The 23,479-nt window shown below is 71.0% G+C and carries 5 protein-coding genes; all 5 read right to left on the bottom strand.

Features of this window, described 5'->3' with window-relative positions:
• Positions 1 to 55: 55 nt before the first annotated feature.
• Entirely contained in the window at positions 56 to 6,430 is a 6,375-nt protein-coding gene (locus ABD259_RS17345) for a type I polyketide synthase (protein ID WP_344163903.1), read from the bottom strand.
• Positions 6,431 to 6,481: 51 nt separating this feature from the next.
• Positions 6,482 to 9,802: a type I polyketide synthase gene (locus tag ABD259_RS17340; RefSeq protein WP_344102376.1), complete on the bottom strand. Its 3,321-nt coding sequence runs from the start codon at positions 9,800 to 9,802 to the stop codon at positions 6,482 to 6,484.
• A 7-nt stretch (positions 9,803 to 9,809) separates the two neighbouring features.
• Positions 9,810 to 19,118, bottom strand: a complete 9,309-nt coding sequence (locus ABD259_RS17335) for a type I polyketide synthase (protein ID WP_344163900.1) — start codon at positions 19,116 to 19,118, stop codon at positions 9,810 to 9,812.
• 689 nt (positions 19,119 to 19,807) lie between these two features.
• Positions 19,808 to 21,064, bottom strand: coding sequence for a styrene monooxygenase/indole monooxygenase family protein (locus tag ABD259_RS17330; RefSeq protein WP_344102380.1), 1,257 nt, complete (start codon positions 21,062 to 21,064; stop codon positions 19,808 to 19,810).
• An 859-nt stretch (positions 21,065 to 21,923) separates the two neighbouring features.
• Positions 21,924 to 23,468, bottom strand: a complete 1,545-nt coding sequence (locus ABD259_RS17325; RefSeq protein ID WP_344102382.1) for an endonuclease/exonuclease/phosphatase family protein — start codon at positions 23,466 to 23,468, stop codon at positions 21,924 to 21,926.
• Positions 23,469 to 23,479: the final 11 nt, after the last annotated feature.

Here is a 23,479-nt window from a genome sequence, read left to right as displayed (position 1 = left end):
GCGGATGAGAAAGGGGCCCTCGCGGGCCCCTTTATGTGCTTCCACCCTGGTGAGGTCAGGCGACGAGAGACTCGGTGAGCCAGGTTTCCAGCGCGCGGGCGGTAGCCTCGGCGTGTTCTTCCATCATGGTGAGGTGGTCGCCGGGCACGTTGAGCACGGTGTGGGGCAGGTGCCAGGCGAAACGCCAGTTGGGGCCACCCAGGGGCTCGCCCGAGGGGTCGGTGACCGGGCCTTCCGGACGGACGAGGAGGGTCGGAGTCGTGATGGGTTCCGGTTTCCAGGTGGCGAACATGCGCAGATAGCCGCCCATGGCGGTGACGCGGGCGGTGTCCATCAGGCCGAGTTGCTCTTCGCGGTGCAGCACGGCCGTCTCGATGATGGGCAGGGTCTCGGGGGCGTCGGGGAGCGGGGTGTCAATCAGGACGACCGCCCGCGGGTACACCCCGCGCGCTTCCAGCCGGGCGGTCACGGCGTGGGCGATCCAGCCGCCCGATGACCTGCCGACCAGGGTGAAGTCGGGTTGGCCGGTTTCACCGACGCAGCTGAGGACAGCGCGGACCTGAGCTTCGATTGCGACATCGGCGTCTTCCGGCAGGCGTTCACCAGGCCGGAACCCCGGCTCGGGCAGGACGGTGACGTCGCGGACCCCGCGGAAGGGAGCCGCGAAGCGCGCGTACTCCTGACTGCCGGAGATCATCACCAGCGAGGCGAAGCAGAGCAGGGCGGGGTGGGCGTCGCCGTGTGCCAGGCGCACCGGCGCGGGTGGTCCGTCGGGGGCGCCGTCGTAGCCGAATGTGGGGCGGACCTGGGCAGCGGCCTCGATCATGCGGATGCCCTCCTCGATCCGGCCCAGTCGGCAGGTCTGCCGGAACAGGTCGAGGAGACCGTCGGGGAGGCCGGTGCCGTCCGGAGGGGTCTCTGTGTCCGCTGTCGTGGGGCTGTTGGGGTGGGCTGAACTTCCTTCTGGCCGCGAACCGGTGCGCGCGAGTTCTCCGGCCAGGTAGCCAGCGAGGTCCTTGGGGGAAGGGTAGGTGAAGATCAGCGCCGGCGGAAGCCGGAGTCCGGTGGCGGCGTTGATCTGGTTGCGGAGTTCGACCGCGGTGAGGGAGTCGAAGCCGACCTCCAGGAACGCGCGTTCCGCGTCGATCTGCTCGGCGTCGGGGTGGCCGAGGACGTTGGCGGCCCGCGCCCGCACAAGGTCGGTGAGGACCTGTTCAGCCTCGTTCGGCGTCAGCCCGGCGACACGCTCGCGCAGCGCCTTCGCGTCGCTGCCCGCCGACCCGGAGGCCCGTCGGCGGGGCGGCCGGACCAGGCGACGGAACAGCGGGGGCACCTCTCCCGTCCGGGCCGCACGTCCGCGCACGCCGCGGAGATCCAGTGGCAGCGGCACCATGTGCGGCAGCCCGCTGCGCAGTGCGGTGTCCATGTGCGCCAAGCCCTGCTCGGTGTCGAGGGGGCCGGCCATCCCCATCCGCGTCATCCGGTTCAGGTCGGTGGCATCGAGGTGGCCGGTCATTCCAGTGCGCTGGGCCCACAGCCCCCAGGACAGTGAAGTCGCGGGGAGGCCAGCGGCTCGGCGGTGGTGTGCAAGGGCGTCCAAGAAGGCGTTGGCCGCGGCGTAGTTCGCCTGGCCGGGGGCTCCCAGAAGTGCGCCCGCGGACGAGAACATCACGAAGGCGGCGAGGTCCGTGCCCTCGGTGAGTTCGTGCAGGTTCCACGCGGCATCGATCTTGGGGCGGGTGACCCGGTCGATCCGCTCAGGGGTGAGCGAACTGAGGACACCGTCGTCGAGGACACCGGCGATGTGGACGATCGCGGACAGCGGGTGTTCCGCAGGGACGCTGTCGAGTACGCGCGCGATCGATGGCCGGTCGGCGACATCGCAGGCCGCGAAGGCGACCTCGGCTCCCAGGCCGGTGAGGTCCGCGGCGAGCTCGGCGGCTGCCGCGCTCCTGCCCCCACTGCGGCCGATCAGCAGCAGGTGCCGAACACCGTGGGAGGCGACCAGGTGCCGGGCGACCTGCCCGCCGAGTGTCCCCGTTGCGCCGGTGATCAGTACCGTTCCGTTGGGGGGAAAGGCCGGGAGAGACTCCTCCTCGTCAGCACCCGGCCGTTGCCCCGCCGTGGCTTCGACCGCGGTCGCGGAACCGTTGGACGCTAGGGCACGCGACGTCTGGCCCGACACATCTCGTGCCAGCGTGGGGCGGGCTAGTCGCGGTGCCAGCAGCCGGCCGTCGCGGAGGGCGATCGCCGGCTCCCCACTGGCGACGGCGCCAGGGAGGAGGGGCAGCGCGGCCTCGACATCGTCGACGTCGATGATGATCAGTCGGCCCGGGTGCTCAGTCTGGGCCGTACGGATCATTCCCCAGAGGGGAGCGTGAGCGAGATCGGCGACCTGGTCGTCCGTCTGGGCCGCCACTGACCCACTGGTGACAATGACCAGCCGGGTGTCTTCGAGACGCTCGTCGTCCAGCCAGCGGTGCAGCACGTCGAGCATCGAGTGCAGGGCGGCACGTGCGCCGTCGGCGGCCCCGCATGGCCGACCCGGCTCGGGCAGGCAGGGCAGCAGCACTACCTCTGGCGCCGGTGCCCCGGAGTCGATCGACTCCCGCACGGCGTGGACATCGGGGTGGACCGTGACGCGGTGGCTGGCGGAGCTGAGGGGCCCGTTTCCCGTGGGGTCGAGGAGAGCCCACTGGTGTGGCGTGTTCGTCTCCGGGGCGTCGGACAGCGGCGCCCAGTCCAGGACGAAGAGGTCGTCAGCTGTGTCCGACGCGGTGTCGGCCATGCGGCTGGGGTCCATCGGCCGCAAGGTCAGGGCACCGACCGTCACGACGGGTGCGCCGTCGGGATCGCTGGCGGTCAGCGTGAACGCACTGGGACCGGTGGGCGAGATCCGCACCCGCAGGTCGGTGGCTCCGTCCGCGTGCAGACTGACATCCGACCAGGAGAACGGAAGGGCGATGGCCCCGTTCGCGTCGGCGCCGTTGGCGATGGCGATGCCGTGCTGTGCCGCATCCAGGAGCGCGGGGTGGAGGCCGAAGGGGGTGGCTTCGGCGTGGCGCTCGCTGGGCAGTCGCACCTCGGCATAGATCTCGTCGCCGGCCCCCCACGCCGCGCGCAGGCCGTGGAAAGCGGGTCCATAGTCGTATCCCATCGCTGCGAGCCGCTCGTAGGCGCCGTCCACATCGATGGGCCGGGCGTTGGGGGGTGGCCAGGTGACGGGTGTGGGCGCCGGGGGAACCCTGTGCGCGCTCAGCTCCCCTTCGGCGTGCAGGGTCCAGGGGGCCTCGGTATCCCGGGACATCCGGCCGGGACGGGAATGGACGCTGACGGCCCGGCGGCCGTTGGCGTCGGCGGGCCCGACCGTGACCTGTACTGTGGTGGCCCCTTCGGCCGGGATCGCCAGGGGGGTGTGGAGGGTCATCTCATCGAGGTGCCGCGTGCCCGTGTGGTCGCCCGCGTAGAGCGCGAGGCCGACCATGGCGGTGCCGGGCAGCAGGACGGTGCCATCAACAGCGTGGTCGGCGAGCCAGGGGTGGCTGCGAAGGGAGATTCGGCCGGTGAACAGGGTTCCTCCCGCGCCGGGGAGAGGGATCACGGTGCGCAGGAAGGGATGGTCGACCGGTGCGCCACCGTCGGCCGCGCCGCCAATGCGGGCCTCTTCACTGTCGAGCCAGTAGGTGCGGTGTTGGAAGGGATAGGTGGGCAGGTCCACCTGGCGCCCCTCACCCCCGCCGATGGCCGGGGCCCAGTCAATCGGGGCGCCGTGCACCCACGCCTCGGCCACGGACGCCAGGAACGGGGCCCACCCGCCCTCGCCGCGGCGCAGGGAGCCCACCGCCGCGCCGGGCGCGTCGGCCTCGGCAAGGGTGTCCTCGACCGCGCCGGTCAGCACGGGGTGCGGGCTGGCCTCGATGAACAGGCCGTACCCGGCGTCGACCATGGCGCGCACGGCCGGGCCGAACCGGACGGGGTTGCGCAGCGCCCGGTACCAGTAGTCCGCGTCGAGGGGGGCGCCGCCCAACGGACCGCCCACGAGGGTAGAGAAGAAGGGGATGTCGGGCTCGCTGGGACGGAGCCCCTCCAGAGCGTCGGCGATCTCGCCACGTGCCGCCTCGACCGCTGGAGTATGGGAGGCGTAGTCGACGCCGATGCGGTGGGCTTGGATCCCCTCGCTGGCGCACCGCTCCAGCAGGTCGTAGACGGCGGCGGGATCGCCCGCAGCGACCGTGGACGACGGGCCGTTGATGGTAGCGATGTGCAGGCGGCCCGGCCACTCCTCCACGAGGCGAGCGGCGGCGTCCTCCGACAGCGCCAGCGAAACCATCCCACCGGTCCCCGCCAAGGCACGCACCGCCCGGCTGCGCAGCGCGACAACCTTGGCGGCATCCTCCAGGGTCAGCGCCCCGGCCACACACGCCGCGGCGATCTCCCCCTGGGAATGGCCGACCACCGCCGCAGGACGCACACCCAACCACTCCCAGGTACGGGCGAGCGCGACCATCATCGCCCACAGCATCGGCTGCACCACATCCACACGGTCCCGCGGTGGCCCACCCGGGGCGTCGCGCAGCGCGTCAAACAGCGACCAGCCGGTGAACGGCTCCAGCGCCGCCGCGCACGCCTCCATCCGCTCGCGGAACACCGCCGAGGACTCCAGCAGCTCCACGCCCATGCCCGACCACTGCGCCCCCTGTCCGGGGAACACCAACACGGGCCGGTCGGCCGGACCGATAGGGGCGCGGCGCCGGACCACACCCGGTGCCGACCGGTCATCAGCGATCGCCTCCAGCCCGCTGGCGAGCCCGTCGCGGTCGGAAGCCAGCACCACAGCACGGTGCTCGAAGGTGGCGCGGGTCGTCGCCAGCGACCAGGCACCATCAGCGGTCGCAATCCGCGGCTCGGCGTCAAGGGCCTCGCGCAGCCTCCGCGCCTGGGCACCCAGAGCCCCGCCGCTCTTCCCCGACACCACCCACGGCAGGGTCCGAGGGGTCGACCATTCGGCCTGGCGAGGGAGTGTGATCCCCGAGGTGGCGAGTTCCTCGGGTGCTTCTTCCAGGATCACGTGGGCGTTAGTACCGCTCATGCCGAAGGACGAAACCCCGGCGCGGCGCGGACGGCCGTCGCGTTCCCATGCGCGGGCCTCGGTCAGCAGCCGGACCGCTCCGGAGGACCAGTCCACCTCCGGGGTCGGCGCGTCCACGTGCAGCGTCGGCGGCAGTACCCCGTGACGCAGCGCCATCAGCATCTTGATCACACCGCCGACCCCCGCCGCCGCCACCGCATGACCGATATTCGACTTGAAGGAGCCCAGCCAGAGCGGGTCATCCGCGCTGTGTTCCCGGCCGTAGGTCGCGATCAGCGCGTTGGCCTCGATGGGATCACCCAGCCGGGTACCGGTCCCATGCGCCTCGACCGCGTCGATGTCCCCTGCCGACAACCCCGCGTCAGCCAACGCCCGAGCGATCACACGCTGCTGGGATGCCCCGTTGGGAACGGTGAGTCCACTGCTAACGCCGTCGTGGTTGACCGCGGTCCCGCGCACGACACCCAGGATCCGACGTCCGTTGGCCCGCGCATCGGACAGCCGCTCCAGCAGGAGCACCCCCGCGCCCTCGGCCCATCCCGTGCCGTCCGCAGCGGCGGAGAACGCCTTGCACCGACCATCAGGCGCCAGCCCCCGCTGACGGCAGAAGGCGGTGAAGGCTCCAGGGCCGGCCAGCACAGTCGCGCCTCCGGCCAGCGCCAGCGAGCACTCGCCCGCGCGCAGCGACCGCACCGCCAGGTGCAAGGCCACCAGCGACGACGAACACGCCGTATCCACGCTGATGGCCGGCCCTTCCAGACCGAAGGTGTGCGAGACGCGTCCCGCGGCGACGCTCGCCGCGTTGCCGGTCAGGAGGTGGGCGTCGACACCGCCGGCGGCTTCGTGCAGTCGGGGTCCGTAGTCCTGAGCGACCACGCCCAGGAACACCCCTGTGCCCGACCTCCGCAGTGACAGCGGATTGATCCCCCCGTGCTCCGCCGCCTCCCACGACGTCTCCAGGAGCAACCGCTGCTGCGGATCCATCGCCATCGCCTCACGCGGACTCACCCCGAAGAAACCCGCGTCGAATCCCCCCGCGTCCTCGACGAAGCCGCCTTCACGCACATACGACGTCGCCGCGAGATCCCCGTCCTGGCTGAAGAGTTCCTCCAGGTCCCAGCCGCGGTCGGTTGGGAATCCCCCAACTGCGTCCACACCGCCCGACACCACACCCCACAGGCCCTCCCCCGAGACGGCGCCTCCGGGAAAACGGCATCCGACGCCCACGACCGCCACCGGCTCCCCCGCCTTGTACAGCAGACGGCGGTTCTGCTCGCGGACCCGTTGCAGATCGGTGGTGACCTGCTTCAGTACGTCGCGGAGCTTGTCCTCGTTGGCCATCGCTGACGCACGTCTCCCCTCTGGTGTTCCAGTAGTGCGGTGGCTGGACGGTCAGGAGATCCCGAATTCCTTGTCGATGTAGGCGAGGAGTTCCTCGTCGGAAGCGTCACGGAGGTCGTTGACGGCGTCGACGGTGTGCGGGCCATGGACGGGGGCACTGTCACCGAGCCGGTCCAGTAGCGTGCGCAGGCGCGTCATGGCGGTGGAGCGGATGGTCTCGGGCAGGGCATAGGTGGCCAGAGCAGCCTCGATGCGCTCGACCTCGCGGAGCACGGATCCGCCTTCGTCCTGGGCGAATCGGTCGGCGAGGTGGCGGGCGAGTTCGTGGGGAGTGGGATAGTCGAATGCGACGGTGGTCGGCAGGTCCAGCCCGGTGGCCGCCCGGAGGCGGTCGCGGAGGCGCACCGCGCTCAGGGAGTCGCCTCCCGCTTGGAGGAATCCCCGGTGGTCGTCGATCTCGGCGGTGTCGGTGTGGCCGAGAACGGCTGCGGTGACCGCGCGAACGGTCGCCAGAAGCTCCCGTTCGCGTTCGGCGGGTCCGAGGGCGGCGAAGTCGGGGGCCTTGGGGACCGGGGCCGGTGCGCTATCGGTGGCACGGTTCGCCGTGGTACCAGTCGCGTCGAGCCAGTAGTGGCGGCGTTGAAATGCATAGGTCGGCAGATCCGTCCGCCGTGCCCCTGGGAACAGCGGGGCCCAGTCGACATCCACGCCCGACGCATACACGTCGGCCAATGCCCACACCCACTGTTCCGGTTCGGGGCGATCCGAATTCATGAGCGTGATCAACGCGGGGGTGTTCGGCCCTTCGTGGCTCGCGACCGTCTCCGCGGCGAGCCCGGACAGTTCACTTCCCGGTCCGAGTTCGATGAAGGTGGTGACCCCCTCGCCCAGCAGCCACCTCACACCGTCGCCGAATCGCACCGCTTCACGCGCCTGACGCACCCAATACTCCGCGTCACCCACCTCTCCCGCGGACAACAACCGTCCTGAAACCCCCGACACCACACCCACACCCAACTCGCCCCACGCGACAGCCTCCGCTGCCTCAGCCAGCTCGTCCAGCACCTCATCGACGCACGGTGAGTGGAACCCGCAGGCCACACGCAACCGACGCACCCGCGCCCCTCGACCGCGCCACGTCCTCTCGACCTCATCGACGCCACGCTCATCCCCCGAGACCACCACTGATGACGGACCGTTCACCGCCGCCACCACAACCCCCTCCGGCAACGACTCCGCTACCTGCTCCTCCGGCGCGCCGACCGCCACCATCGCCCCGCGCCCGACACGGCCCATCAACCGGCCTCGCGTGGCTACCAGCGCGCACGCATCGGCCAATGGCAGTCCCCCCGCCGCATGGACCGCCGCAAGCTCCCCCACCGAATGCCCCAGCAGGAGGTCAGGCCGCACTCCAAACGACTCCAGCAACCGGAACAGAGCCGTCTCCACCGCGAACAACGCCGGCTGCGTGTACTCGGTCAGATCGAGTAGCCCCGCATCCGCCGACCCCGACTCAGCGAACACCACCTCACGCAACGGCCGCCCCAACAACCCATCGAACCCCGCACACACCTCGTCGAACGCCTCCGCGAACGTCGGCCACGCCCGATACAACCCCCGCCCCATGCCTACGCGCTGTGCCCCCTGACCAGCGAACAGGTAGGCGGTCGTGGCGGTACCGCGAACGGCCCGACCTTGCAGGGACGCGATGCCAGGGGTTCCGCTGGAGAGTTCGTCAAGACCGCGCAGCAGATCCTCGCGCCCCGAGCCGACCACGACTCCGCGGTGTTCCAGGTGGGCTCGACCCGCCGCCAGCGACCACCCGATATTTGCGATGTCCGCGATGTCCGCGTCCTCGGGGACGCAGTCACGCAGCCGCTGAGCCTGGGCACGCAGTGCCGCCTCGCTGTGACCGGAGATGGGCCAGGCGAGGGTGCGCGGGGCGGAGGTAGGTGGAGAGCAGACGGTGACCGTGGTCCGTGTGTCGTCGGCGGGCGCTTCCTCGATGATGACGTGCGCGTTGGTACCGCTGATGCCGAAGGAGGAGACCCCGGCCCGGCGGGGACGGCCGTCGCGATCCCATACGCGGGCCTCAGTCAGCAGTTGGACCGTTCCGGACGCCCAGTCCACCTCCGGGGTCGGTGTGTCCACGTGCAATGTCGGCGGGAGCGTCCCGTGCCGCAACGCCATCAGCATCTTGATCACGCCACCGACACCCGCTGCTGCAACCGCGTGGCCGATGTTGGATTTGAGGGAGCCCAACCAGAGCGGAGCCTCCGCGGTGTGCCCACGTCCGTAGGTCGCCAGCAACGCGTTGGCCTCGATGGGGTCACCCAGACGGGTACCCGTGCCATGCGCCTCGACCGCGTCAACATCGGCGGGCCCCAGCCGGGCATCGGCCAGCGCCTCACGAATGACGCGCTCCTGCGCCGGACCACTCGGCGCGGTCAACCCATTCGAAGCACCATCCTGATTGATGGCAGTGCCGCGCACCACCCCCATGATCCGATGCCCCTTGGCCCGGGCATCGGACAGCCGCTCCAGCAGCAGCACGCCCGCACCCTCGGACCACCCTGTGCCATCCGCGGCTGCGGCGAAGGCCTTGCATCGGCCATCACGAGCCAACCCCCGCTGACGGCTGAACTGGATGTACATCCCTGGAGTGGCCATCACCGTGGCGCCTCCGGCCAGTGCGAGTGAGCACTCTCCCGTCCGCAGCGAACGCACCGCCAGATGCAACGCCACCAGCGACGACGAACAGGCGGTGTCGACGGTGACGGCGGGCCCTTCCAGGCCGAGGTTGTAGGCGACGCGGCCGGAAGCGACCCCCGCCATACCACCGGTGAGTGTCAGGTCGTCTAGCCCAGGCGGCGCATCGGCGACCCGGGGGCCGTAGTCCTGGGCGACCACACCCACGAACACCCCCGTCCCCGACCCCCGCAACGACAGAGGATCGATCCCCCCGGACTCCACCGCCTCCCACGACGTCTCCAACAACAACCGCTGCTGCGGATCCATCGCCACCGCCTCACGCGGACTCACCCCGAAGAACTCCGCGTCGAAGCATCCGGCATCGGCGATGAACCCCCCTTCACGAACGTAGGACGTCCCCGCAGAATCCGGATCCTGACTGAACAGCCCTTCAAGATCCCACCCGCGATCGGCAGGGAACCCTCCGAGCGCGTCCACACCTTCCGACACCACACCCCACAGGCCCTCCCCGGAGGTCACGCCCCCCGGAAAACGGCATCCGACACCAACCACCGCCACCGGCTCCCCGGCACGGTGCACCAAGCGGCGGTTCTGGTCACGCAGCCGTTCGTTCTCCTTGAGGGCGGATCGCAGCGCCTCGACCAGCGTCGTGTTGTCCATCTCCGTGTCAGCCTCCGTGGCCGGCAGGGCCGGTGCGGTCGCGGTGGTCGTCCAAGGCGAGGTTCACGAGATCCTCGGCCGCCATTCCGTCGATCGGGTCGTCGCTGTTGCGCGGGCGGGGGACAGCGTTGTCGGACGGATCAGCGGGGACACGGGCAAGGTCCAGTAGCGCGTCCAGCAGCCCGCTCGCGCGCAGGATGGCAGGCGGGATCTCCTCCAGGGCCTTGCGGGCCTCGTCCGTGGCCGTGTCCGACACGGTCGGCGGCTCAGGGGCATCGTTTTCCTCGGGGTGCAGTCGGGCGCTGAGCCACGAGCTCAGAGCACTGGGCGTGGGGTGGTCGAACAGCAGGCTGGCGGGGGCTCGGACACCGGTAGCGGCGGTGAGGCGGTTGCGCAGTTCCACGGAGGTGAGGGAGTCGAACCCCACCTCGGAGAACGGCCGGTGCGGCGGGATGCCGTCGGTTCCGGTGTGCCCCAAGACGGCAGCGGCCTCCGTGCGGACGAGGTCGAGTAGGAGGCGCTCCCGTTCCGCCTGGGAGACGGCCTCCGCCCACGGTGCCCGGGAGGCGGGCGCGGTGTGGGCGGCCGGGCGGTCCGGGAGCCCGAGCAGGCCGCGCAGCGGCGGGGGCGGCGGTTCGGCCGCCGAGAGCGGAGATGTGGTGTCGAGATCGGCGGGGACCAGGTGCGGGTGGCCGAACGACAGGGCAGCATCGAGCAGGGCCAGGCCGCGCTCGGTGGACATGGCCGCCAGCCCCAGCCGGGCGAGGCGGGCGCGGTCGATGTCACCGAGGTGGCCGGTCATGCCGCTGGACTGATCCCACAGTCCCCACGACAGGGACACGGCGGGCAGGCCCAGGGCGTGCCGGTGCCGGGCGAGCGCGTCCAGGGTGGTGTTGGCCGCGGCGTAGGCGCCCTGGCCCGGGCTGCCCAGCACGCCGAGGGCGGAAGAGAACAGCACGAAGGCCGCGAGATCACGGTTTTTGGTGAGTTCGTGCAGGTTCCACGCGCCGTCGGCCTTGGCCCGCAGCGTCCGGTCGAGCGCCTCGGCGGTCATGGACTCGGTCGGGGCGTCGTCCAGCACGCCCGCGGCGTGCACCACCGTCGTCAGGGGGTGGTCGTCGGGGATGGCGTCGAGCACCTCGGCCAGGCCGGAGCGGTCGGCGACGTCGCAGGCGGCCAGGGTGACGGTGGCACCGAGGGCGGTCAGCTCGGCGCGCAGCTCCTCGACGCCCGGGGCGTCGGGGCCGCGTCGCCCAACGAGCAGCAGGTGCCGTGCCCCGTGGGCGGTGACCAGGTGTCGGGCGACGAGAGCCCCGAGAGTTCCCGTGCCCCCTGTGATGAGGGTGGTGCCCCGCGGGTCGGGGGACCGGGGCACGGTCAGCACGATCTTACCGATGTGCTCGGCCCGCCTGAGGTGAGCGAACGCCTCGGGGGCGCGGCGTAGATCCCACACGGAGAGCGGCGGGCGGCCCAGTGGCGCCGCGACGAACAGCTCCGACAGGGTGCCCAGGAGTGTTTGGATGTGGTCGGGGGGCAGCTGGAGCAGGTCGATCGGATAGTAGGCGGCCTCGGGATGGGCGGCCGCCACCTCAGCGGGGTCGCGCACGTCGGTGCGGCCCATCTCGACGAATCGGCCGCCGGGGGCGAGCAGGCGCAGTGACGCGTCGGTGAGGTCTCCGGCGAGCGCGTTGAGGACGACGTCGACGCCGCGGCCCGCTGTGACGGCGCGGAACCGCTCCTCGAACTCCGGTGTGCGGGACGACGCGATGTGGTCGTCGTCGAGGCCCATAGCGCGCAGGGTCGGCCACTTGGAGGGGTGGGCGGTGGCGAACACCTCGGCCCCCACGTAGCGGGCGAGCTGGACGGCGGCGGTACCGACGCCGCCGGTGGCCGCGTGGATGAGCACCGTCTCGCCCTTGGTGAGCGCGCCGACTTCGACCAGCCCGTGGTAGGCGGTGAGGTAGGCGACGGGCACGGCGGCGGCCTGGGTGTCGGGCCATGTGTCGGGGACGGGGGCCAGACGGCGGTGATCGGTTACCGCGGTGGGCCCGAACGCACCGTCGAGGAGCCCCATGACACGGTCTCCCGGACGCAGCCCGGTGACGTCAGCACCGACCTCGGTGACGACCCCGGCCCCCTCGCAGCCAATGGTGCCGCCGCCGGGGTACATGCCCAAGGCGATGAGCACGTCGCGGAAGTCGAGCCCGGCCGCACGCACGGCCACGCGTACATCGGTGGGACCGAGAGGTGTCTCGGGAACGCTGACGGGCACCAGGCCGTCGACCGTGCCCGTACCGGTGGCTTCCAACCTCCATCCGGGGGTGGCGGGGAGTGCGGGCGCGGTGGCGGGGAGCCGCGCGAGCCTTGGGACCCGGCCGGTACCGCGGCGGACCGCCATCCGTGGCTCCCCGCCCCGCAGGAGCGCGGACAGGGCGGCCGGGGAGCGGGGATCGTCGTCCAGGTCGACCAACACGAACCGGCCCGGGTGCTCCGACTGGGCCGACGCGACGAGCCCCCACACCGCCGACTGCGCGGGGTCACAGACGTCCCCGGGTGCTGCCGTCACGCCGCCGCGCGTGATGACGGCCAGGGTGGTGTCGGCGAGTCGGGGGTCGGCCAGCCACTGCTGGACGGTGCGCCGCGCCCAGTGGGCGACCGCGTGCGTCGCGCGGGCGGGATCCGCGGAGCCGTCGGCGGCGACGTCCGGCGGGGCAGGGCACGCGGCCAGGGCGAGCGTCGGCGCGGGCGTGCCGTGGCCGATGGCCTCCGCCAGCGCGGTGGGGTCGGGGTACGCTTCGGCGCGCGCTCCCGGGAGCGGTGCGGTGCCGCCGAGGGCCGCCACCCCCTCGATGTCCGCCTCCTGAGGGACGGCCATGGGGTCCCAGTCGAGGTGGTAGAGGGAGTCGGCCGGGCGGCCCAGGGAGGAGAGCCAGTGGGAGGGGGCTTCCCGCAGCTCCAGGTCGGCGGTGAGGACCGGCAACCCGGCGGGGTCGGCGGCGTGCAGGGCCACGGTATCCGGTCCGGTGCGGCGCAGCCGGACCCGCAGCTCCCGCGCGCCGACGGCGTGCAGCCCCAGGTCGCTCCAGCGGAACGGGACCAGCAGGCCCCGCTCGACGGGCGCGTCGAGAAGGACGGCGTGCAGCGCGGCGTCCAGCAGCGCCGGGTGCAGGCCGTAGTCCTCGGGATTGCCCACTGTCTCCGGAGGCAGGGCGACGTCGGCGTAGAGGTCGGCGCCGCTGCGCCAGGCCGCCCGCAGTCCGCGGAACGCGGTGCCGTAGTGGTAGCCGCGCTCCGCCAGGCGTGCATAGGCGTCATCGAGGTCGACGGGCGCGGCGTCCCGGGGTGGCCAGGCGCCGGACAGGGGTTCGGGATGCGGCTCACCGGCGCTCAGGACACCCGTGGCGTGGCGGGTCCAGGGGCCGTCGCCGCTAGCGCGGGAATGCATGGTGAACGGGCGCTGCCCATCGGCACCGGGCCGCTCCACGGTGATGCGGAGCCGGACGGGGGCGTCGCTCGCGAGCGGAAGCGGGGCGACCATCACCAGTTCGCGTATTCGGCGGTGGCCGACCCGGTCGCCGGTCTGCAGGGCGAGCTCGGCGAAGCCGCTGCCGGGGAACAGCGATGTGCCGCACACCGTGTGGTCGGCGAGCCAGGGGGCGGCGTGCGGTGACAGTCCGGCGGTGAGCACCGTACCGTCGTCGGCGAGGTCCACGGCGGCACCCAGCAGGGGGTGGTCCAGGGAGTCGACACCGAGGGACGCGGCGTCGGGGGCGCCGGTGGCGGACGGCAGCCAGTACCGCTCGCGCTGGAAGGGGTAGGTCGGCAGGTCGACGGGGTGGGCGCCGCTTCCGGGGACGGCCGGGGTCCAGTCGACGGGAGCGCCGTGCACATAGGCATCGGCGGCCGAGGCCAGGAACCGATCCCACCCGCCCTCGCCGCGGCGCAGGGAGCCCACCGCCGCGCCGGGCGCGTCGGCCTCGGCAAGGGTGTCCTCGACCGCGCCGGTCAGCACGGGGTGCGGGCTGGCCTCGATGAACAGGCCGTACCCGGCGTCGACCATGGCGCGCACGGCCGGGCCGAACCGGACGGGGTTGCGCAGCGCCCGGTACCAGTAGTCCGCGTCGAGGGGGGCGCCGCCCAACGGGCCACCGAGCAGCGTGGAGAAGAAGGGAACGACGGGTTCAGCGGGGGTGAGCCCTGCCAAGGCGTCGGCGATCTCGCCACGTGCCGCCTCGACCGCTGGAGTATGGGAGGCGTAGTCGACGCCGATGCGGTGGGCTTGGATCCCCTCGCTGGCGCACCGCTCCAGCAGGTCGTAGACGGCGGCGGGATCGCCCGCAGCGACCGTGGACGACGGGCCGTTGATGGTAGCGATGTGCAGGCGGCCCGGCCACTCCTCCACGAGGCGAGCGGCGGCGTCCTCCGACAGCGCCAGCGAAACCATCCCACCGGTCCCCGCCAAGGCACGCACCGCCCGGCTGCGCAGCGCGACAACCTTGGCGGCATCCTCCAGGGTCAGCGCCCCGGCCACACACGCCGCGGCGATCTCCCCCTGGGAATGGCCGACCACCGCCGCAGGACGCACACCCAACCACTCCCAGGTACGGGCGAGCGCGACCATCATCGCCCACAGCATCGGCTGCACCACATCCACACGGTCCCGCGGTGGCCCACCCGGGGCGTCGCGCAGCGCGTCAAACAGCGACCAGCCGGTGAACGGCTCCAGCGCCGCCGCGCACGCCTCCATCCGCTCGCGGAACACCGCCGAGGACTCCAGCAGCTCCACGCCCATGCCCGACCACTGCGCCCCCTGTCCGGGGAACACCAACACGGGCCGGTCGGCCGGACCGATAGGGGCGCGGCGCCGGACCACACCCGGTGCCGACCGGTCATCAGCGATCGCCTCCAGCCCGCTGGCGAGCCCGTCGCGGTCGGAAGCCAGCACCACAGCACGGTGCTCGAAGGTGGCGCGGGTCGTCGCCAGCGACCAGGCACCATCAGCGGTCGCAATCCGCGGCTCGGCGTCAAGGGCCTCGCGCAGCCTCCGCGCCTGGGCACCCAGAGCCCCGCCGCTCTTCCCCGACACCACCCACGGCCGCACGGTGTCCCCAGCGCCCGCCTCCGGCACGGTGCGGGTGGTTTCCTCTTCGGCGTCCGCGTGTTCCAGCACCATGTGGGCGTTGGTGCCGCTGATACCGAACGACGAGACGGCCGCGCGACGCGGGCGGCCGGGGGCGTCCCAGGAGACATGCGAGGTGAGCAGCGAGATGCCGCCCGCCGACCAGTCGACGTGGGGGGTTGGTGCGTCGACGTGCAGGGTGGGCGGCAGCGTACCGTCGCGCATCGCCATGACCATCTTGATCACGCCGCCAACACCGGCCGCGGCCTGGGTGTGGCCGATGTTGGACTTGAGGGAGCCCAACCAGACCGGAGCCTCAGCAGAATGTTCCCGGCCGTAGGTCGCGATCAGCGCGTTGGCCTCGATGGGATCACCCAGCCGGGTCCCCGTCCCGTGGGCCTCGACCGCGTCGACGTCCGCGGGGGTCAGCCGGGCGTCGGCCAGCGCCTCGCGGATGACGCGCTCCTGAGCGGGACCGCTGGGTGCGGTCAACCCGTTCGAAGCACCATCCTGGTTGATGGCGCTACCGCGAATGAGCGCGAGAACGCGGTGGCCCCGGCGCCGGGCCTGGGAGAGGGGTTCGAGGAGCAGAACACCGACCCCTTCGGCCCAGGCCGTGCCGTCGGCCGCGGCGGCGAAGGCCTTGCACCGCGCGTCGGAAGCCAGGCCCTGCTGGCGGCTGAACTCGGTGAACATGCCGGGGCCGGACATGACCGTGGCGCCCCCGGCCAGCGCGAGGTCGCAGGAGCCGCTGCGCAGGTCACGGACGGCGAGGTGCAGGGCCACCAGCGACGACGAGCAGGCGGTGTCGACGGTGACGGCGGGCCCTTCCAGGTCGAGGGTGTAGGCGATCCGGCCGGAGAGCACGCTGCCCGTTCCACCGGTGAGCATGAGTCCTTCGACGTCGCGCGGAGCCTCGTGCATCCGCGGACCGTAGTCGGGCGACATGGCGCCGACGAACACGCCGGTTCGGCTGCCCCTCAGGGCAACGGGGTCGATTCCAGCGCGTTCGAGCGCTTCCCAGGAGGTTTCCAGCAGCATGCGCTGTTGCGGGTCCATGGCCAGGGCCTCGCGGGGGCTGATACCGAAGAACCCGGCGTCGAACTCGGTCGCCCCGTGCAGGAATCCCCCTTCGCGGACGGCGCTGCGGCCCGACGTGTCGGGGCCGCCGCCGAAGAGTCGCGAAAGGTCCCATCCGCGATCCTCGGGGAAGGGGCAGATGCCGTCCGCCCCCGTGGAGACCACTCGCCACAGGTCCTCTGGACTGCTGACCCCTCCGGGATAGCGGCACGCCATGCCCACGATCGCGATGGGCTCGGGATCGTCGTGGGGTTCGGCCTCGGCGGCGGGGCGGTCCGCGGCAGATGTGAGGGTGGGACCGGCCGGTTCGGTTTCGGGTGCCGGCGCGGGAGCGGGGACCGTGTCCGGTTCGCCGAGCGCGGGCACCTGACAGGCCAGGTAGCGGGCGAGGTGGGCCGGGGTGGGATGGTCGAAGGTCAGGGTGTCGGGCAGGGACAGCCCGGTGACGTCCTGCAGGCGTTCCCCGAGGTCGACGGAGTCGAAGGAGTCGAAGCCGAGGTCGGTGAAGGTGAGGTCGGGGTCGACGTCCTCGGGGCCGGAGTGCCCCAGCAGGTCGGCGGCCGTCGACCTGACGAGATCAAGGGCGCCGCGATAGTGCGCCTCCTCAGCGGGGGTGGGCGCCGCTGGCGCGGTCTCGGAAGCATCCGGTTGGGGGATGGCGGCGGCTGGGGGTGGTGCGGGGGCGACGGCCCGCTCGTCCGAGTGCCGGGGCAGCCAGTGGCGGCTGCGCTGGAAGGCGTAGGTGGGAAGGCTCAGGCGGGGGCGGGGGCGCTCCGATGGTCCGCTGTCGGCCGGGAGGATTCGGTCCCAATCGATCGCGACGCCGGTGGCGTGCAGTTCGGCGAGGGCGGCCATCACGTCGGCGGGTGCGCTGCGGTCCGTGCCGCTCGCCCTCGCGTCGACGATGGGGCCGGGAGGCGCGCCGTCGCGAATCGGCGCGGGTGTGCCACTACCTCCGAGGGCCAGGACGACGGTAGCCCCCAGCTCGTGCAGGCAGCGTAGGGCGCGGGAGGTGTCGACACCATCGCGACGGGCTTCCCGGGCATGGTCCAGCCAGTAGTCACTGGAACGCACCACGTCGGTGACAAGACCGCCCACTTGAGCGGACACCAGCGGGACGCGCGGCGGCCACGACGCGCACCGGGAGGCGCGCCGCGCGAAGTCTTTCATGTCGCGACTCATGGCGGAGGCCGCGTTTTCCGGCGCACTGGCGAGGCGGCCGCGGGCGGCCACCAGGAGGGCGGCGTCGGCCAGGTCCAGCACCCCGGCGACGTGCGCAGCCGTGATCTCGCCAAGGCCCGCGCCGGTTACGAAGCCGGGAGCCACGCCCCACTCCTCGAACTGCCGGAACAGTGCGACGTCCAGGGCGAACAGGGCCGGCTGGATGTTCTCGCGGTCGGGAGCGGCATCACCGTCGAGCACGGCGCGCACCGATGAGCCCAGGCGGGAACCGAGTGCCCGGCAGGTGCCGTCGAGGGCGCGGGCGAAGACGGGGAACGCGGCGCTCAGCTCGGGGCTCACCCGCGGGCCGCGGGTGGTGGACCCGGTGAACACGACCCCGACCTTGGGTTCGGGGGTCGCGGTGCCGCGCACCACACCGGGCGCCGGTTCCTCGGCGGCCAGCGCTTCCAGCCCGCGCAGGAATTCGTCGCGGTCCGCGGCGACCACGGCCGCCCGGTGGCGGAACGCCGTACGGGTGGTGGCCAACGCGCGGGCCACCTGGCCCACCTCGGTGTCCGGGTGGCGCTCGACGTGGTCGCGTAGCCGCGCGGCCTGGTCGCGCAGCGCCTCTGCGGTGAAGCCGGACACCACCCAGGGCACGGGCGCGCCGATCGGTGGACGGGCCGGGACCCGCGCGGTCGGGGCGGGGAGGTGCGGCGGCTCGGCGAGCAGCACGTGGCAGTTGGTCCCGCCCATTCCGAACGAGCTCACCCCCGCGACCAAGGGGTGGCCGGGGCGCGGCCACGGGCCCGTGGCTGTCTGCACGCGCAGGTTCAGGTCGTCCAGGGGAATACGCGGATTGGGCGTGCTGAAGTTGAGGCTGGCGGGAAGCCGACGGCGGTGGATACTCAGCACGGTCTTGATCAGTCCGGCGATCCCCGCCGCGCCCTCCAGGTGCCCGATGTTGGTCTTGACCGAGCCGACCGGCAGCGACGTGCCCGAGGCGCGAGCGGAACCGTAGGCGTCGCCCAGGGCGGCGGCTTCCACGGGGTCGCCCACCGGCGTGCCGGTCCCGTGGAGTTCCACGTATTGCACGTCGGCGGGGTCGGTGCCCGCCTGGACGCAGGCGCGGCGGACGACCTCGGCCTGGGCCGCGGCGCTGGGCACGCTCAGGGCGTCGGTGGCGCCGTCGTTGTTGACGGCGCTGCCGCGGATCACGCAGTAGATGGGATCGCCGTCGGCGAGGGCGCGGTCGAGCGGCTTGAGGACGACGGCGCCCCCGCCTTCGCCGCGGACGTAGCCGTTGGCACGAGAGTCGAACGTGTAGCAGCGGCCATCGGGGGACAGCGCCCCGAATTTCCAGGTGGTGACGCCGCTCTCGGGCGCGAGGATCAGGCTGACCGCGCCCGCGATGGCCACATCGGATGTGCCCCGGACCAGGCTGTCGACCGCCATGTCGACGGCGACGAGGCCGGACGCCTGTCCGGCGTCGACGGTCATGCTGGGTCCACGCAGACCGAGGGTGTAGGAGAGGCGGTTGGCGATGATGCCGCGGTGCAGGCCCGTGGCGGTGTGGCGGGTGATGGCCTCGTCGCCCTCGCGGTGCAGGAGGGTGGCGTAGTCGTCGGCGAAGGCCCCGGTGAACACGCCGGTGTCGCTGTCACGCAGGGACGCGGGGACGATTCCGGCGTCCTCCAGGGCTTCCCAGCCCAGCTCCAGCATGAGGCGCTGCTGGGGGTCCATAGCGGCGGCCTCGTGCGGGGCGATGTGGAAGAATCCGGCATCGAAGCCGTCGACCCGCTCCAGGTAACCGCCCCAGCGGACCGGTGGCCTGCCGTGGGTGGCGCGGTCGGCGGGGATCTCGCGAATGGCGTGCCGCCCCTCATCGAGCATCCGCCAGAACTCCCCCGGATCAGGCGCGCCCGGGAACCTGCAGGCGACGCCGATGACCGCCACCTCACGACCGGTCCTATCCCCGAAGTCCGCCCTACCCGGTTGAGAAACGTCCAGACCCACGTCGATCCTCTCCCCCCTTTGCTGTTGACAACCACCGACCCGACCCACCGTCGGCACGGGAGCATGCGCATTACGCCCGTTTTCGACACGAGTCGCTAGCTGTGAACAATGGCGCTCCGTTGTGTCTGCTTTCCTACGAAAAGGGAAACAGCAGTGTCCCTCTGTGGAACGTCCATGCTCTCGCGCGCGACCCCTGTGTCATGCGCGGGCCGGGATCCGATCCGGCAGCACGACGCTTGCATGCCGCGCGAATCGGCGTGGAGAACCGGCCGGATCTCCACATCTGGACAGCGCATCCCGGAATCCGCTGGTGAACGTGGCTCCTCGGGAAACGGCGCCCAGGGGTAGGGGTCGGAGAGACACGGCTAGGAACAAAAAGAACATCACCATAAACTACGGGCAGCACAGGACGCAACATAAATCTCTTGGGCGACGACATCCCAATGATCGTAACTCCCGTGCATAAGCACGGCAATACGCAAATTCATTTAGGTCACGGGAGATGATCGCGGAAACCTGGGATTACGGTCCCAGTGTGACGCATGTTGCACGAGAGACGAAGCGGCCTGGATGCTTCGTGGAAAGCATCCAGGCCGCGACCTGCGAACACATATAATCGACAGAGAATTTTAGGATTCGTGCCGGGCCGAAAGTTCGGCCAGGTAAGCGCGCGCGCCTTCGGGGTCATAAAGCCATTCGCGGTAGCTGGACGGGTTGTTCCAGCCCTGGATCCAGCGATCGCCAGCTTCCCGGTACATCGCCGCGGCGCCGAGGACCTCGTTGAAGAACTCCGGGGGTTCGCTCTCCCAGTAGGAGGACACGGTCTCGGCCCACAGCTCGGCGTCGTAACCGTACTTCCAGAACCTCTCGAACATGCTGTTGAGGAACTCGGCGTCGAAGGGACGATCGCCGTGCTCCAGGATGCTCTGCAGGTAGCTCTTCGCGCAGCGGGTGGAGTTGTTCCACCCCTGTCCGGCAAAGGGATCGGACGTGATCACGACGTCAGCGATACCCAGAACGTGGCCGCCTGAGGGAAGTTGAGCCACCGCCTTTCGCACCTGCGGGGTGAGAGTCTTGATGAGCGTGCTGTTGTCGTCGACCAGCTCGGCGTCCTGCACCCGCTCGTAGTACTCGGGGGTGTTGCGGCGGAGCAACTCCACCATCCGCCGCCACAGCTCGTCGGGGGTGGGCTTGTCGATCCAGGCGCCGATAGGGCCGGCGAGCTTGTCACCGATGAACAAGGAGTGGCAGGGACCCTCCGCGGTGAGGATCGGGAAGAGCCAGATGTTACCCGCCTTGGCCGCCGAACCGATCCAACCGATGGACTCGGGAAAGCCGGGATCGTTGGCCACGTTGTAGATGTTGGCCTGGACGAGCATGCGCGGCCGGGCACCGCTGAATCGGTTCGGGTCGGGCTCGAACAGCGCACCCAGTTCGCCGTGGCCGACGGCGACCACGACGAGGTCGAACATCCGCGAGAAGTAGTCGAGGTCGCTGAGGGTAACGCCGTGGATGACGACCTTGCCCCCGCTGTCCTCGAAGTACTCCAGCCAGTCGGCCATCTTCACTCGTCGGTCGACCGATACCGTGTACGCGTCTCCTCCGAAGCCACCAGTGACCGTGAGAGCAGCCGGGCCCGGAGCCGGATAGGCGTGCAGCTTGGCCATCTCGATATGCGGCGCCTGCGCGCTCCAGAAGTCGATGTTGAGCTCGCGTTCGTACTCCAAGACGGTGGGATAGGTGAGCTGTGTGACCGCCGGTCGGCCTGTACGGATCTCGGTGGAGGTCTGGCCCGTGATCACCGTGACGTCGTACCCGTGGCTGAGCAGACCGTGGGCGAGGTGAAGGCCCGATTGACCGGCACCGACGATAAGGATCTTGCGCATCGAAGAAATTACTTTCCCGGGCGATGGATTGGGCACTATGGGCTGGGCCAGGCCGTGGGGAAGCGGCCGACCCTGATCTGCGTCCCTCGGTCAGGCGACCGGTGCGACGACGCTGGCCTAATGTTTGTACCTTAGGCACCATAGCGCCCGAGGAACGGTCGCGGGCCTGGAATTACACGATCGAGACGTCCCCGCAGATCTCTACCGCTTCGCGGATGTGTTCGACGGTAGAGCGCCAGATATCCGTCGAAGCTGTTCAATGCCGCAATGTAGGGGGAATCCACCGGTTCGTCGCGAAGTGGCCGGGGACGTCGAAACTCACGGAGATCCGACGGCCACCCCGTCGGAAAGGAGGATCACACGCGGCCGCACTCCCGCCACAAATATACTAAGAATATTAGGAGTTGACGGCGGGCACATCGAACCGTACTGCGCAAACGGCACTAACGCGGCCACACCACGCACTCGGGCACTTTCCTCCAGTTCCCTCGCCGAGGCCGGTGCACCGCCCATGGTCGGACACGACGTGGCCCCGACCCGCCCGTGACCCGTATTCCAGCAGAGCACCAGAAGCGATTTTCGCTCTTTCAGCGGCCGCAAGATCCGAGTGCACGGGAGATTCCGCGCGTTTCCCTCGGCAAGCCCAGGTATGGTTCCCCCGCCTACCAGCCACACAGCACGGGGTCGGAGAACATCTCCGACCCCGTGTCGTTCACCGCCCGGTACCCGCAGAAAAGGGGAAAGTCGACTATAGAAAGCCCCGCATAGGGCGCCTTTGTCGTTCGGCGCTATACGGAAACACCCACGTCTCCAACGCCCCACATTCTTCGCGATGAACCGGAACAGGATTCCGAAACGCTCAGCCGGACACCGAGAACCGGGTCAGGACGGCGGCGTGGTCGCTGGTCCATTCGTTGTCCGCGTGGTCCGGTACCGCGCGCGGTTCGCCCACGACCACCTCGCGCGAGTCCCGTACGCGCAGAGTGCTACCCGCCTGGTAGATGAAATCGATCCGGTCCTGCGGCTCCTCGCGACCGGTCGAGCCGTCGTGGAACGGATACAGAGGCGACCAGGTCGTGCCCGGCGTGGCGACCGGGTCGGGGTTGGCCGCGCGGTAGGTGTCGGTAAGCCCGGCTTCGGTGGGCCGCACGGAGGTCGGCCACGGCACATCGGCGTAGCCGCAATTCTTCTCCCGCAGCTCCTCGGTCCAGTCCAAGTGCGAGGGCGCGTTGAAGTCGCCCATGAGCAGGACCGGCACGTCGTCGGCCGCCTCCACCTGGCCGGACATCGCCTCCAGGGTGTCGGTGATCTGCCGGGTGCGTCCCGACTTCGCCTCGCGCGCGAGGATCTCGTCCACGCCCATCTTGTCGAAGCAGGCGTCGTAGGGGCCGTAGGGCGTGTAGCCCAGGTGCGCGTTCCACACGTTGACCTGGGACTCCTCACCGTCGAGCTCGACCCGCACGCCGGCCGAGGCGTTCACCTTCCCGTAGTCCTCCACGATGGGGTAGCGGCTGATGATGCCCAGGCTGCCGGAGCTCTGCCAGTGGTACCAGCCCAGGGCCCGCGCCAGGCGCGCCGCGTGCCGCCCCTCCGTCTCCTGGAGGCCCACGATGTCGGCGCCGCTCTCCAGCAGGAAGCGGACCTGCTTGTCGTGGTAGCCGTTCACCTGCGTACCGCCGTGCCAGGTGTTGTAGGTCAGCACGCTCAGCTCGCTGACGAGCGGCTGGTCGCGGTCGCGGACGGGGATGACGGCGATCAGGCGGTCCGTGGAGCCGTTGGCGCCGGTCGCCTCCACGGTCACCCGGGCGTCGCCGCCGGCCCTGTCGGGTGTCCCGCTGATCGTGCCGTCCTCGGCGACGTCGAGCCAGTCGCCGCCGTCGACCCGGCGGAACACCGTGCCGGAACCGCCGTCGGCGACCAGTCCGCCCAGCCGCGCCTCGTACGGGTCGCCCACACGGGCGTTGCGCAGGGTGGCCTCGTCGACGGGGAAGGAGACCTCACCGTCGGAGTGGACCTGGAAGTCCACGGGCTCGGCCAGCCAGCCGTACCCGTCCCGGGCCAGGTAGAACGCGGTGTAGGCGCCCGGCTCCAGGGAGGAGGTGGCGAATTCCGCGGTTCCCTCCGTGCCGGGGGTGTACTGCCAGTCGAGGGAGGGGGCGACGTACTCCTCGTCGACCGGGCCGCCGCCGTCCGCGTCGTAGAGCCCGATCCAGTTGGTGTCGTGCGGTTCGGCGGTGGCGTAGTCGAAGGAGATCGACTCGCCCGCCACGACCGCCCCCGCGGACGCCGCCAGGGAACCCGCGGCATCGGGGGAACTCTCGGTGCCCGCGGCGGCCGGGGTCGCCGTCAGGGCCAGCATGCCGACGGATACGGCCGCCACTACGCGGCGCTGCCAGTCGCGCATTTCTCTTGGTC

It is taken from the genome of Nocardiopsis rhodophaea, assembly GCF_039530945.1.
Taxonomy (GTDB): domain Bacteria; phylum Actinomycetota; class Actinomycetes; order Streptosporangiales; family Streptosporangiaceae; genus Nocardiopsis_C; species Nocardiopsis_C rhodophaea.
The sequence above is the reverse complement of the archived record's forward strand: the minus strand, read 5'-3'. Positions and strand labels throughout refer to the sequence as shown.

Bases quoted from the DNA above. Each gene is read 5' to 3' on its own strand.
- ABD259_RS17330 (WP_344102380.1), bottom strand. From the start codon at position 21,064: ATGCGCAAGATCCTTATCGTCGGTGCCGGTCAATCGGGCCTTCACCTC.
- ABD259_RS17345 (WP_344163903.1), bottom strand. From the start codon at position 6,430: ATGGCCAACGAGGACAAGCTCCGCGACGTACTGAAGCAGGTCACCACC.
- ABD259_RS17325 (WP_344102382.1), bottom strand. From the start codon at position 23,468: ATGCGCGACTGGCAGCGCCGCGTAGTGGCGGCCGTATCCGTCGGCATG.
- ABD259_RS17340 (WP_344102376.1), bottom strand. From the start codon at position 9,802: ATGGACAACACGACGCTGGTCGAGGCGCTGCGATCCGCCCTCAAGGAG.